General features: G+C 65.1%; 11 protein-coding genes and 1 pseudogene. 3 read left to right on the forward strand and 9 right to left on the reverse strand.

The genetic code is table 11. The features are described 5' to 3' along the window. Positions 1–118: 118 nt before the first annotated feature. From B5520_RS22430 to B5520_RS23180, 3 genes and pseudogenes are all read right to left on the reverse strand, one after another. Positions 119–319 carry a hypothetical protein gene (locus B5520_RS22430; protein WP_139386243.1) on the reverse strand — a complete coding sequence of 67 codons (201 nt, stop codon included), beginning with the start codon at positions 317–319 and terminating at the stop codon, positions 119–121. A gap of 133 nt (positions 320–452) precedes the next feature. Further along, the gene (locus B5520_RS13180) at positions 453–1364 is read right to left on the reverse strand and encodes an alpha/beta fold hydrolase (protein WP_303048428.1); all 912 of its coding nucleotides are present in this window, start codon (positions 1362–1364) and stop codon (positions 453–455) included. Further along, positions 1249–1575: pseudogene (locus tag B5520_RS23180) on the reverse strand (DUF1961 family protein); the annotation flags it as partial. The gene B5520_RS13180 and the pseudogene B5520_RS23180, both read right to left, overlap by 116 nt. A 148-nt stretch (positions 1576–1723) precedes the next feature. Here B5520_RS23180 and B5520_RS13185 point away from each other — a divergent pair. After that, positions 1724–2974, forward strand: coding sequence for a Gfo/Idh/MocA family protein (locus B5520_RS13185; protein ID WP_079597522.1), 1251 nt, complete (start codon positions 1724–1726; stop codon positions 2972–2974). A gap of 298 nt (positions 2975–3272) precedes the next feature. On the opposite strand, the gene B5520_RS13190 is transcribed toward B5520_RS13185, so the two are convergent. Genes B5520_RS13190 through B5520_RS13210 form a run of 5 tightly spaced genes read right to left on the reverse strand, consistent with a single transcriptional unit; the run spans position 3273 to position 8435 of the window. Then, entirely contained in the window at positions 3273–4538 is a 1266-nt protein-coding gene (locus B5520_RS13190) for an MFS transporter (protein WP_079597523.1), read from the reverse strand. A gap of 42 nt (positions 4539–4580) precedes the next feature. Beyond that, on the reverse strand, positions 4581–5207 hold the full coding sequence (locus tag B5520_RS13195; protein WP_079597524.1) for a Poxvirus protein I5: 627 nt from the start codon (positions 5205–5207) through the stop codon (positions 4581–4583). 23 nt (positions 5208–5230) lie between these two features. After that, the gene (locus tag B5520_RS13200; RefSeq protein WP_079597525.1) at positions 5231–6148 is read right to left on the reverse strand and encodes a carbohydrate ABC transporter permease; all 918 of its coding nucleotides are present in this window, start codon (positions 6146–6148) and stop codon (positions 5231–5233) included. Then, positions 6145–7098, reverse strand: a complete 954-nt coding sequence (locus tag B5520_RS13205) for a carbohydrate ABC transporter permease (protein ID WP_079597526.1) — start codon at positions 7096–7098, stop codon at positions 6145–6147. The genes B5520_RS13200 and B5520_RS13205 overlap by 4 nt, the downstream gene beginning before the upstream one ends. A 47-nt stretch (positions 7099–7145) precedes the next feature. After that, positions 7146–8435, reverse strand: coding sequence for an ABC transporter substrate-binding protein (locus B5520_RS13210; protein WP_079597527.1), 1290 nt, complete (start codon positions 8433–8435; stop codon positions 7146–7148). A gap of 176 nt (positions 8436–8611) precedes the next feature. Between B5520_RS13210 and B5520_RS13215 the strand changes: the two genes are divergently transcribed. Beyond that, the gene (locus B5520_RS13215) at positions 8612–10627 is read left to right on the forward strand and encodes a beta-galactosidase (RefSeq protein ID WP_079597528.1); all 2016 of its coding nucleotides are present in this window, start codon (positions 8612–8614) and stop codon (positions 10625–10627) included. A gap of 366 nt (positions 10628–10993) precedes the next feature. Beyond that, the gene (locus tag B5520_RS13220; RefSeq protein ID WP_079597529.1) at positions 10994–12451 is read left to right on the forward strand and encodes an HNH endonuclease; all 1458 of its coding nucleotides are present in this window, start codon (positions 10994–10996) and stop codon (positions 12449–12451) included. Between the two features lie 168 nt (positions 12452–12619). Here the strand turns inward: B5520_RS13220 and B5520_RS13225 are convergent, their stop codons facing one another. Beyond that, positions 12620–13978 (reverse strand): ABC transporter substrate-binding protein, encoded by a 1359-nt coding sequence (locus B5520_RS13225; RefSeq protein ID WP_079597530.1) that lies wholly within the window; start codon positions 13976–13978, stop codon positions 12620–12622. Between the last annotated feature and the right edge of the window lie 12 nt (positions 13979–13990).

Here is a 13990-nt window from a genome sequence, read left to right on the forward strand (position 1 = left end):
GCAGGAGCCTAAAGAGCGGGCATTGGTGCTGTCAACGAATGCCCGGGCCTCAGCTGATCCTGCGGCGGTGAATCGTGGAGACTAACTTTTCGGCATGGCTACGGGTGGTGCTTCAGGCCTAAAATTGTTGCGTCGGCCTACCCCGTCCGGGGGCGCCGTATTCCGGGAAGGTCGCGGCGCCGTGGTCAAGAATCCGTTCCATCACACCCCAAGCACCGGCTCTGGGGGGAAAAAGCCGGATGGACACCACCATTCCTGGCTTCAGCGGGAAGACGCCGGAATCAGCCACGGCAAGAGCAGCCTCTTCTTCATCGCCCATGACACCCCTGTCCCGCCTTCAGTGACGTGCCTCCAAGGCCATGACATCCTGCCGGGCGAAAGCACGTGCAGGGAGGGCCATCCGATCGGCTGAGCACGGAATTGTCATAACAGCGGCAGTACCGTGCTGAGGCTCAGATCATTGCAGCAATGTGGTCCACTGCTGTGGACAATGCCGCCATGGATGCAGGACCGCCGTGCCCTTCGTCCTCGATAACGACGAGCCGGCTCGACTTCCAGCTTTGGTGCAAACGCCACGGCGTGATGGCTGGGCCGCTGATGTCCCGTCTGCCGTGGATAAGGTAACCGGGGATGCCGTTGAGCTCATGAATCCGAGGGATGATTTCCTGTTCGCCGGCCAGGAATCCGTCGTTGGCCCAGTAGTGCGTCACGAGGAGCGCGAAGGTCATGCGCTCCCGTTCGTCGTCAAACAGCGGGCCTGGCTGCCAGTTCGGATCCAGCGAGATGTGCGTGGATTCCCAACGCTCCCAAGCCAGTGCAGCAAGCCGGGCATCTTCGCGGTCCTGGCCCGCAAGCCGGCGGGCGTAAGCCTCCACCACGCGTTCGCCCGGGGCAGCCCGGGCAGCATCTGAAAATTCAGCCCACGCCTCAGGAAAGATGCGTCCCACTCCGTCCGTGATCCATTCGACCTCTTCCCGGCTGCTTGCTGTCACCGCAACCAAAGCGATGCCGAGGACCCGGGAGGGATGTTTCAGGGCATAAGCGAGGGCAAGCGTGCTGCCCCATGAAGCGCCGGTGACGATCCATTGGCTTACACCGAGGTGCTCCCTGACAGCCTCGATGTCTTCGATCAGGGCATGGGTGGTGTTCTCCGGGAGGCGGCCGAGATCGTCCTGGACGAGTGGCGTGCTTTTGCCACAACCGCGCTGGTCCAGGCCAATAATCCGGAACCGGTTGTGGTCGTGGCGTTTACGGTAGCCCCCTCGGCCAAGGGAACCGCCGGGGCCGCCATGAAGGTAAAGGACGGGGATGCCAGTGGGTGCGCCGGTAGCTTCCCAATAAATTCTGGCATTGGGCACGTCCACCCAGCCGCTTTCTGTCTTCGAATGCCCGCCCGTCACCCCTCCACCGTAATGAAACCTCTAGATCTTCTCCACCGCCAGGTTCCGGTACGCAGCCCGGAGCGGAGCCATCTGCCGGAGGCGCGCCCTGCCCCGCCGCGGCGAAGAACAGTATGGCAAGGCCAGGCTCCGCGAGCGGCAGGAAATCCCAACTGCTCCGGATGCCGTCCAGAAATTCCTCCGGGCAAGCTCAGCCAGATTTTGAATCGTTACATTAGCTGGACGGGGGACCACTGTGTGGCGCACACTGATGGATGGAAAGCGCTTGCTGGACCTCGCAGGCGCCAGACTTTTGGTGCCCCCACCGGGCAGAATGGAGAACCATGGGAACGCCAGCTGGCACCGACGTGCCGGATGCACCGGCAGAAACTCCGGCGCCGGCAGGGGGACCGGCCGCCGCTTCCGCCGGCGGCAACGGCGGGACTGCCCGCGTTGCCCTGGTAGGTGTGCATGGCTTTGGCACCCACCACCTACGGAACCTGGAGCGCCTTCAGGCGACGGGCGCCGTCGAACTCGTTGCCGTGGCGGATCCGCAGCCGCCGGCACCCGGATCGGTTCCGGCGCAGGCTGCCGTCTTTCCGGGGCTCACTGAGCTGCTCGCGGAAACACCCGCCCTCGACATAATCATCGTGGCCACCCCCATCCAGACGCATGCCCCGCTGGCGCTGGCCGCCTTGGCCACGGACGCTGACCTGTACCTGGAAAAGCCTCCCGTGGCATCCCTGGCCGACTTCAACAGGCTGCGTGATGCCGCTGCCCTCGCCGGCAGGGGCGTCCAGATCGGCTTCCAAAGCCTCGGCTCGCATGCCCTGCAGGCCATCGAGGACCTGCTGGAAGCCGGCACCATCGGCACCCTGCAGGGCATCTCGGCCACGGGCCGCTGGGTGCGCGACAAGGCCTATTACAAGCGCTCACGGTGGGCCGGAAAACGCAGCATCAACGGCGTTGACGTGGTGGACGGCGTCGCCACCAACCCCCTGGCCCACGCAGTGGCGACGGCGTTAAGGATTGCCGGGGCGCGCACCCTGGCCGACGTCGCCTCCGTGGAGACCGAACTGTACCGCGCCAACGACATCGAATCGGACGATACCTCCGTCATCCGCATCCACACTGCGGCCGGCCTGCCCATCACGTGCGCACTCACAATCTGCGCCACCGAGTCCGTGGAACCCTACGTGACCCTTCAGGGATCGGCCGGGACGGTAATGTTCCACTACACCGAGGACCGCCTCACCATCGAGACGCCGTCCGGCCGGGCCGAGGAGACATTCGGCCGGGACGACCTGACGGAGAACCTCCTGGCACACCGGAACACCGGCGCCCCGCTGATCAGCTCCCTCGTGGACAGCGGCGCTTTTATGCTCGTCCTCGAGGCCATCCGCACCGCACCGCTGCCCGCACCCATTGATGACGCCTACGTGAGGTGGGAGGGCGACGGCGAAGCAGCCCACGCCGTCGTGGTTGACATCGAGGAGGCCCTGGAGCGGGCAGGCCGGCAGCACGCCACCTTCAGCGAGCTCGGGCTGCCCTGGGCGGTCTCGGCCCCCACCGCGTTCGAGGTCGCGATCTCCTGATGGTTCGAATTTCCTGATGGTTCCGACGCCCGACAGGACGCCCGCGCCCGGCAGTGTGCACCTCGAGTGCACGGTCCCCGCTGGGGTCGCCGCGGTTGTCCGGCTGCCGTATGGCACGTACGGAGTCAAGGGCCCAACGGCGGCCCGGCCGGCAACGCAGCGACGCGCGAGTTCCGGATTCATCCCGGGACCTGGACTTTCACGCCCAAGGCGGCCTTGGCCTAGACAGTCGAGCCGCGAGATGGCACTTCGGGGCAGTGTTGCCGGCGGACACTGCTGCGAACTGCCATCTCGCGAATCAGAGCAGGGGGCGGGACCGCCTGCCATGCCACCAGAGAAGCAGCCCAATGACGGCGGCGGAGAGCATACCCAGGCCACCGGTGACAACCAGGCCGGTGCGCACTCCGAACTGTTCCGTCAGCCACCCGGCCAGGAGTCCGCCCAGGGCGTGTCCGCCCAGCAGCAGGGGCAGGTACAGGGCCATAACGCGCCCGCGGATGGCAGGGCCGGCTTCGAGCTGGACGGCAGTGGCGGCACTGGTCAGGAACAGGAGCGTCATGAGGCCCACCACCACCAGCATGATAATGAAGAGGATGAGGCTGGGCATCAGTGCGGCTACCAGCTGGGACAGTCCGAAGAGGCCTGCCGCCGCCACGATGCCCTTCCGGCCCAGGCTCCGGAGGCGGGCCGCCAGCAGGGCACCGGCCAGGGCTCCGATGGCGCTGACGGTATTGAACAGGCCGAACCCTTCAACACCGTTGAGCCACACGCGTTCGGCAAAGGCCGCCAGGACCACCGGCCCGTTCATGCCGAACATCCCCAAAAGCCCGGCCAAGGCAATAATCAGCAGCAGGGAAGGGCGCTCACGGACGTAGCGGAACCCGGCAAGGAGCTGGCCCCGCCCGCGTTCCGCAGGGATGCTCGGATGCAGCTCGGCCGGGCGGATGGCGGCGATCAGGCAAAGCACCAGCAGGCACAGCAGCGAGTTGGCTGCGAACGCTGCGGCTGACCCGGCCTGGGCGATGACTGCCCCACCCAGCGCGGGGCCCGCCATGGCGCCCAGCTGCCCGATGGCGTTGTTGATGCCGATGGCGGGCCGGAGGGCGGCGTCGCCCACTACTTCGTTGACGAACACCTGGCTGGCGGGCTGGTTGATGGCCGAGGTGACGCCGAGCGCCACGCAGCTGGCATAAACCGCCCAGACCGTGATGGTCCCGCTCGCGGCCCAGGCCGCCAGGCCGAGGGCCAGGAAGGCAATCACTGCCTGGCAGACCAGCATGATGCGCCGTTTCGGAAACATGTCCACCAGCAGGCCGCTGAGGGGCCCCACAACCAGCATCGGCAGGAACTGCAGTGCGACGGCTACACCCACGGCGGCGGGGCTGCCGGTCAGCTGCAGCACCAGCCAGTCCTGGGCCAGGCGCTGCATCCACACACCCACGCTGCCGGTGAATACGAGGGCAAGGAAGAGCCTGTAGTTGCGCTGCTTCAGCGGCTGGTACCAGGGGTGCTGGCTCTTCGAAGAACGGAGGGACTGTTCGGAACGCTGGCGGTCGGAAGACACGTCGGACTCAACTCAATAGCGGGCGGAAACCAGAAGGAGGTTTTAGCGGGTGGAGCGCAGTTTGACCGCTGCCGCGGCGAGGATCAGGGTGCCGGGGACCACCACGAAGAGTGCCGCGAGCATCCAGACGAACACGACGGCGCCGAAGAGCGCCGCGGCGAGGAGGAGGGACCCTGTCCAATCCTTCAGGGACAGGGTTTGGCCGGTTTCCAGTGCGGAGCGCCAGGTACTGCGGCCGTCTGTGTGGGGGCCGGTGAAATCGGACCAGGCAGCCGTGGTGCGCAGCAGCAGGACGGCGCCTGCGGCGGCAAGGATCAGGGTGGCCGGCAGCACCACTTCCCGGCCGGGAAGCTGCCCCACCCAAGCGAGCAGAAGGTTGAGGACAATCACGACGGCGGCAGCCGCCGTCGTGATTCCCAGCTTCCAGCTGCCCGGCAGGGCAGCCTTGAACGTGCCCCACAGGCCGCGGACCGAATCGTCGCGGCCGGTGAGGTGCCGTTCCAGATGGGCGATCCCCGCCGCGTAGGCGGCGGGGATCGTCACGAGGGGGATGGACAGCACCAGCACCAGGACCCCTGCCAGGAGGGTTTCGGAGAACAGTGCGAAGCGGTTCACCGGGACGGGCTCGGGATGGTTGGGGGCGGGTGAGGTGCGGTCCATGATGCTCATTTTCTGTCTGGCCTTCCGGGCCGTCAGCCCTTGAGGCCCTGGGTGGAGACGCCTTCAACAATGTACCGCTGGAAGACCAGGAAGAAGATCAGCACCGGCAGCAGGGCCAGGACGGACATCGCGATCATAGCGCCGTAGTCCGAGCTCTGCGTCTGGTCCACGAAGAGCCGCAGTGCCAGCGGCAGCGGGTACTTTTCCGGGGTGTTCAGGTACAGCAGCGGGCCCAGGAAATCGTTCCAGCTCCAGATGAAGGAGAAGATCGAGGTGGAGATCAGGGCCGGCTTCATGAGCGGCAGCATGATGGAGGTGAAGATCCGGACGTGGCCGGCGCCGTCGATCCTGGCGGCCTCGTCCAGCTCACCGGGAAGGTTGCGCATGAACTGGACCATCAGGAAGACGAAGAACGCGTCGGCGGCGAGGAACTTGCCGATCAGCAGCGGTACGTAGGTGTCCACCAGGCCAAGCTGCTGGAACACGATGTACTGCGGGATGATCACCACGTGGAACGGCAGGAGCAGCGTTGCGATCATCATGCCGAAGAAGATGCTTCGGCCCGGGAACTTGATCCGTGCGAAGGCGTACGCCGAGACGCTGGCCGAGAGGATGGTTCCCACCACAGCACCCAGCGCCAGGACCAGCGAGTTGGTGAAGAACTGCAGCGTGGACACGCCGCCGATGCCCTCCATCGCCGTGACGAAGTTGTCGAAGCTGAAGTTGTTGGACCACAGCGACGTGTTGGCGCCGCCGATCTCCGCGTTCGGTTTGAACGCCGAGGCGATCATCCACAGGCCCGGATACAGGACCACTGCCGTCAGCGCGAGGGCCACGACGTGGAAGATGGTGCTCTTGGCACGCTTGGCCCCTGCCGACTCGGACTTGGGGTTGTAGTTCAGCACCTGTGCGTCCGGGGAGGACTGCGTGGGGGTTGCCATGGTTGTCATTTTGCATCACCGCTGTAGTGGACCCAGGACTTGGACGTGCGGAAGATGATCAGGGTCAGGATGCCCACAACGATCAGGAGCAGCCAGGCCATTGCCGAGGCGTAGCCCATCCGGAAGTCGCTGAAGCCGCGCAGGTACAGGTAGAGGGTGTAGAAGAGGGTTGAGCCGGCCGGGCCGCCTTCACCGTTGGAAATGATGTACGCCGAGTTGAAGATCTGGAACGCGTGGATGGTTTCCATCAGCAGGTTGAAGAAGATCACCGGGGAGAGCATGGGCCAGGTGATGTTGAAGAACTTCCGCACCGGGCCGGCACCGTCCATGGACGCAGCCTCGTAAAGATCCGCCGGGATCTGCTTCAGGCCGGCCAGGAAGATCACCATCGGGGCGCCGAACTGCCAGACCGTCAGGAGGATGAACATCGGCATGGTCATGCCGGGGTTGCCCACCCAGCCGCCGAGGTTGATCCCGAAGAAGGAGAGGCCCTGGTCCACGGGGCCGGAATCGCCGAACATGGCCTTCCAGACGATGGCGATGGACACGGACGCGCCGATCAGGGACGGGGCGTAGAACGCTGACCGGTAGAAACCCTGGCCGCGGCGTTTGCTGTTCAGCAGCATGGCCACTGCCAGTGCGGCGGCGAGCTTGAGCGGGGTACCGAACACAACGTAGCTGACGGTGACGCCCACGGACTGCAGGAACCGTTCGTCCTGGAAGAGGGAGGTGTAGTTGTCCAGGCCGATCCACTTGGGCGGATCGAACAGGTTGTAGTTGGTGAAGGACAGGTACAGCGAGGAGATCATCGGCCCAACTGTGAGGGCGATGAATCCCAGCAGCCAGGGCAGCAGGAAGGTGTAGCCGGCGCGGGCATCCACCCCCTGCTGCCGCGACTTGCGCGGCAGCGGGGAGGTGGACTGCGTCGAACGCCTGCTCAGAGTTGGGCTTTGAGTCACGAGTTCATTCCGTCAGTTGTGAAGCCTGGATCAGACAATGTGCCTGATCAGGCATTCTGCTTGATGAGGTCTTCGGCTTCCTTGAACCATGCGTCTGCAGCACCATCGACGGTGAGCTTGCCGAAGTTCAGGTCCGAGGCGACGCGCTTGAAGGAAGTTTCCAGCGTGCCGAAGCCGACGATGGGCGGCTCGGGGGCGTCCTTGAGGTACTGCTCGATGGACTTTTCGTAGTCCACCACGAGCTTGTCGGTACCTTCGAAGGTGGTGCCGTCGCGCTGGGTCTTGGACGCCGGAACGCCGCGGGAGGTCTTGAAGATCTGGCCTACCTCGGGGTCGTTGACCATGAAGTCAATGAACCGGGCTGCAGCGTCCTTGAACTTGGTCTTGGCACTGGCCACCATCAGCATGGACGGCTTGAGGAACAGGCCCAGGTTGTCCGGGTCGTCGGAGGGGACCGGAACCAGCTTGAGCTCCTTGGCGCCGCTGTCCGCCAGGTAGCCGGCCATGAAGTTGTCCCAGGTGACCTCGGTGGCGGTGACGTTGGAACCGAACGGAGACTTGGGCGCCAGCTGCGTGACGCGCTCTTCGGAAACGATAGCCGGGGTGCCGCGAAGGCCGGCAGGGAGGTTCCACCACTTCTTCAGGTCGTCCTTGGTGAAGCCGAGCTTGCCGTCCTCGGTGAAGGCTTCGATGTTGTTCTGGCGGAGCCAGATGTTGAACATCCACCAGACGCCGGTGTAGTCGGTGGAGCCGAACAGGGCGCCGGAGCTCTTGGTGCCCACCTCGGTGAGGAACTCGTTGAACTCCTTGTAGGTCCACTTGCCGGTGGGCTCCGCGATGCCGAGCCCGGCCAGCTTGGCGGGGTCGTAGTAGACGGCGAACGCGTTGGTGCTGGTGGGAATGCCGTAGGTCTTGCCCTTGATCTGGCCCGACGGCAGGAGGGACTTTTCAAAGGCGTCCGTGTTGATGTTGACGGTGCTGAGGTCCAGGAGCTGGTTGCGCTGGCCGTAGTCGCGCAGGTAGGACAGGTCCCACTGCATGACGTCCGGCAGGCCGCCGCCGGCGGCCTCGGTGGCACGCTTCTGCCAGTAGCCCGCGAAGTCGGTGAAGTTGCCGTTGACCTTGATGTCCGGGTTCTTGGACTCGAACAGGGCAATGGCCTTGCGGGTGCGCTCGGCGCGGTCGTCGTTGCCCCACCAGGTGTAGTTGATGGTGACGGGGTTCTCCGCGGAACCGGTCTGTCCTGCGGTGCTGGATCCGGTGCCACAAGCGGCCAGTGCGGCGGCAGATGCGGTACCGACGGCAACGGTAGTGAGGAAATGCCTTCTATTGATCACGGGAGCCTCCTTGCTCGATGTGTGCAATCCCTGATCTCATCTACAACGTGAGTAGTGAGCTGGCTTACACGGCTTCTGAAACGATACAATATCCGCATTCCCCGATTTGGGCAAGCGTTTTCCAAAGTTCCGATTTCTTATCCAGGTTTCACCCTCCCAGCAGACAAAGGAGTCCCATGACCACGCAGGAAACCACCGGCCCGGCGAGCGTTTGGAACAACGTCGAAGGCATCGCCTTCGGCGGAGACTACAACCCCGAGCAGTGGCCCGTCAGCGTCCGGCTTGAGGATCTGGAGCTGATGAAGGAGGCCGGCGTGAACTTCCTCAGCGTCGGAATCTTCTCCTGGGCGCTGCTGGAACCGGCGGAAGGGCAGTACGACTTCGGCTGGCTGGACGAAGTACTGGACAACCTTGCCGGCATCGGCGTCAAGGTGGCCCTGGCCACCGCCACCGCCGCCCCGCCGGCCTGGCTGGTACGCAAGCACCCGGAAATCCTCCCCGTCACGGCTGACGGAACGGTGCTGGGACCGGGCTCGCGGCGGCACTACACGCCGTCGTCGGCCGTCTACCGCCGGTACGCGAAGGGCATCACGCGGGTCCTCGCGGAGCGCTACAAGGACCACCCCGCACTGGCACTCTGGCACGTTGACAACGAGCTGGGCTGCCACGTCTCCGAGTTCTACGGTGAGGAGGACAGCGCCGCGTTCCGGGCCTGGCTGGAGCGGCGCTACGGCACCATCGATGTGCTCAATGCGGCCTGGGGAACAGCCTTCTGGAGCCAGAACTATGGTTCATTCGAGGAAATCCTGCCTCCCGGAGTTGCTCCCAGCACACTGAACCCGGGCCAGCAGCTGGACTTCCAGCGGTTCAACTCCTGGGCCCTGTTGGACTACTACCGCGACCTCCTCTCCGTACTCCGCGAAGTAACGCCCGGAGTTCCCTGCACCACCAACCTGATGGCGTCCAGCGCCACCAAGTCCATGGATTATTTCGACTGGGCCAAGGACCTGGATGTCATCGCGAACGACCACTACCTCGTCGCCGCCGACCCCGAACGGCACGTGGAACTCGCGTTCAGCGCGGATCTCACGCGGGGAATTGCGGGCGGTGACCCGTGGATCCTGATGGAACATTCGACGTCGGCCGTTAACTGGCAGCCCCGCAACCAGCCAAAGATGCCCGGCGAGATGCTCCGCAATTCCCTGGCGCATGTGGCGCGCGGCGCTGATGCCGTGATGTTCTTCCAGTGGCGCCAGAGCTTTGCGGGCTCCGAAAAGTTCCACTCCGCCATGGTCCCGCACGGCGGGCGCGAAACGCGCGTGTGGCGCGAAGTGGTGGACCTCGGGTCTGCCCTCAAGCGGCTTGAGCCGGTCCGCGGTTCACGGGTGGAATCCCGGGCGGCCATCGTCTTTGACTACGAGGCATGGTGGGCCAGCGAGATCGATTCGAAGCCCAGCATCGACGTCCGGTACCTGGACCTGCTGCGGGCCTTCCACCGCTCGCTGTACCTGCGAGGTGTTTCCGTTGACGTAGTGCACCCGTCGGCATCGCTGGAGGGGTACGACCTGGTCCTTGTCTGCACGCTGTACTCCGTGACCGATGACGCGGCGGCCAACATCGCGGCTGCCGCTTCCGCCGGGGCCACCGTCCTGGTGACCTACTTCAGCGGGATCGTGGACGAGAAGGACCACGTCCGGCTGGGCGGCTACCCGGGAGCGTTCCGCGAACTGCTGGGCGTGCGGGTGGAGGAATTCCACCCCCTGCTGGCCGGCTCACAGCTGAAGCTGAGTGACGGCACCGTTTCCGCCGTCTGGAGCGAACACGTCCACCTTGCCGGCGCGGAAGCGCTCCAAACGTTCACCGGGTACCCGCTGGAAGGCGTGCCGTCCCTGACCCGCCGCGCCGTGGGCAGTGGAGCCGCGTGGTATCTCGCCACGTTCCCGGACCCCGACGGCATTGAGGCCCTGGTGGACCGGCTCCTTGCGGAATCCGGCGTTGCTCCGGCGGCGGTTGCGGATTCCGGCGTGGAGGTGGTTCGCCGGCGTTCGGCTGACGGGCGCAGCTTCCTGTTTGCGATCAACCACACCCGCTCTGACGCTTCGGTGGAGGCTGCGGGAATTGACCTGCTGACCGGCGGGGCGTTCGGTGGGATTGTTGCGGCCGGGAGCGTGGCGGTGGTTGCCGAGGGCTGACCTCCGTTCTTGGGTGCCGCTTCAGCGCGGCGCCCCTGGTGCCGGGCGGCAAGAGGGTCCCGCTCCCGCTCTTTTAGGCGTACGACGGCGGCGCCTCCTTGGGCGTCGCCTCGGGGCTTAGGGGCGCGGCACCTTGCCGCACCCCAGGCCGGTTTCACTGTTCCGGCTTTGTGCGCTGCCGCCCCCGCGTTTTCCACATAGGAATTTTGAGCAGCAGGTTTTGTCGGACCCTGCTGGAAGACTTTGTTCATGGAAGCGGTTGGGGCGTTGGCAGAGGTAAGCGGGGCGGGGAGCCGTGCTGTCCCGTCGGTTGCCGCTGTCCGGGAGGCCTTGGCTGCCGTTCAGGTTTCTGCTGATGGTGCGGGCATGATTGATCAGCTGCGGGAGCTTGAGGATTTGAAGTCTGCCGCTGCTGCCAAGCAGGCCGATATCGCTGTTGCCTTTGACCTGTTCCAGCGCCGGGTGCAAGCTGCCGCCGGGGTCCCTGCAGATGAGCAGGGTGCCGGTGTGGGTGCCCAAATTGCGTTGGCACGGCGTGAGTCGCCGTCCCGGGGCGGGCGGTTCCTGGGCCTGGGCAAAGCCCTGGTCACCGAGATGCCGCGAACGTTCGCCGCCCTGCGGAACGGTCAGCTGAACGAGTGGCGTGCCATCCAGATCGTGAAGGAAACAGCCTGCCTGTCCGTGGACGACCGGCAGGCGGTGGACGAAGAGCTCGCCGCGGACACCGGAACCCTTAACGGGTTCGGGGACCGCGCCATCGTTTCCGCGGTCCGTGCCGCGGCGTACCGGCGGGATCCGAAGTCCGTGGCGCGGCGGGCCAGCCGTGCCGTGACCGAACGCACTGTGAGCCTTCGTCCGGCGCCGGACACCATGACCTACCTGACAGCCCTGCTGCCCGTCGCCGAGGGTGTCGCCGCGTACGCTTCCCTGGCCCGGCACGCCGACGCTTTGCGGGCCTCCGGGGATGAACGCTGCCGCGGCCAGGTTATGGCCGATTCCCTGGTCGAACGCGTCACCGGCACCCCAGGCGGGATCACCGGGATCGACATCCAGCTCGTCATGACCGACCGCACCCTCTTCCAGGGCGACAGCGAACCCGCCCGGCTCACCGGCTACGGCACCGTCCCCGCACAATGGGCACGCGAAACCATCCTGAACAGGACAACCGGCCCCGGTTCAGCGGGGATGGCCGCCCCGGACGCTCCCACTGGTTCTGGTTCTGGTTCTGGCACTGCTGTTGGTTCTGGTTCCGGTTCTCCCGATCAGCATGAATTGTCCGTTTGGCTCCGCCGGCTCTACACGGCCCCCGGCAGCGGTGAGCTGGTCGCGATGGACTCGAAAGCCAGGTTCTTCCCGCCCGGGCTCCGCCGCTTCCTGCAAGTCCGGGACGACACCTGCCGGACCCCCTACTGCGACGCGCCCATCCGGCACGACGACCACGTCATCCCCTGGCACAACGACGGACCAACCAGCAGCACCAACGGCCAAGGGCTCTGCGAAGCCTGCAACCACACCAAGGAAAACCCCGGCTGGACCGCCAAACCCATCCCCGGAACCCGCCACACCGTCGAAACCCGAACCCCAACAGGCCACACCTACCACTCCACAGCACCCCCACTTCCCGGGACGCCGCTTATTGTCGCGCCCGTCAAGGCTTCAACCCCAATACCGCTAACCAATGAGGGACGTGGAGTCGATCCAGCAGCGAGGGAATGTGCGGAGCACGCCAGCCAGCAGAAACCAGGCGTCATTGTGTTGGGCCGCGTCATGCAACACCATCCCCCGGTTTCGCGTAAAAAGGTGCGTCCAAGAAGCTCCCCTTGAACAGCTCCGTTTGAGCAGCTCCACGTATATAGCTCCGGCTTAAACAGCTCCGTCCCGGAAGGAACCGCAAGGTTCCCGCCGGGACAGTGCTGCCACCCGCCGTCGGACGTTAGGGGGTGGAGGAGGCGTCCACCCGATCTGTCCGGAGCCGTGTTGGCGGTGTGAAAACTAGCTGCTGATGGCTGACTTCATCTCGTCGTGCGCCTTCTTGCCGGCTTCCTCCGTGGACAGCCGCTCGAAGAGCACCTCGGAGGTGTAGCGCTTGATGATCTCCTGGATGGAACCGGCGCCCTTCGGCGGCGGAGCCGGAGCCTCGCCAAGCTCGTCCTTGATCTGGTCGATGAACTTGACCACCTTGACGTCTGCCGGGGTCAGCTTGGATTCGATGGCTGCCCGGACCTCGGAGTTCGGGTAGACGCCACGGTCAGCAAGGAGCGTTTCGCCGGCCTTGACGTTGTTGGCCAGGAAGTTGATGAACTTGGCAGTTTCCTCAGGGTGCTTGGTGCGCGAGGAGGCTGACCAGAACTGCGAGGCCTTGTACCAAAGCCCGGCGTCAGCGGAGGACCCTGTCTTGGTGGGGAACCGCAGGATCTTCAGGTCGCTGCCGGAAGCCTTTTCCAGCGCAGGAGCCTGGTTGGACCACCAGAACGCCATGCCGTTCTTACCGGTGGCGAGGCCACTCTGGTCCAGCGGGGCAGCCTCGGCTTCAACAACCTCGGATGCCGTGGGAACTGCCTTGTTCTCGCTGAGCTGCTTCAGGAAAGCCCACCATTCGGCGATGTCACTGGGCTCGAAACCCAGCTTGCCGTCGGACGTGTATAGGGACCTGCCGTTCTGGCGGAGCCAAACGCCCAGTGAAGCCTCATCGGTTCCGTAGGCGGCGGCACCGTAAGTGCCCTTGGGGGACTTTTCCGTGATTTCGGAGGCGATCCGCTCGAAGTCATCCCAGGTCCACTTGGAGTCATCCGGCAGCGGGACGCCGGCTGCCTCGAAGACGGCCGGGTTGGCCAGGATGGTAGCGGCGTTGATGCCAGCGGCGATGCCGGTCAGCCCGTCCTCGCTCTTGCCTGCATTCAGCGCGGCTTCATCGAGCTTGGACGTGTCGATCTCGTACTTGGACAGGTCCAACAGGGCGCCGCGGCTTGAGTATTCGGTGATGTACTTTTCGTCCATCTGGATGATGTCCGGGGCGTCGTTGGCGGCAACCTGGGTGGCGAGCTTGTCCCAGTAACCGCTCCAGTCGCCGAACTCCGGCTTGATCTTGATGTTGGGGTTCTCGGCCTCGAACTGCTTGATGGCCTCCTGGGTCAGCTGGGCGCGTTTGTCGCCGCCCCACCAGGAGAACCGCAGTTCCACAGTGCCGTCGGCGTTTTGCGGGGCGGCTCCCCCGCCGCAGGCACTAAGGGCCATAACGACGGCGGCTGCAGCGGCAACCACGCCTGTCTTACGGATGCGGCGGGCGGCGCCACGGGATGGAGTCTCTGCCGATTGCTTTGCAGCAGACGCAGAACGGGGGAAAAGCGGCACTGGGTACTCCGA

Origin of the sequence: Arthrobacter sp. P2b (assembly GCF_900168295.1) — a bacterium.
Lineage (GTDB): Bacteria > Actinomycetota > Actinomycetes > Actinomycetales > Micrococcaceae > Arthrobacter.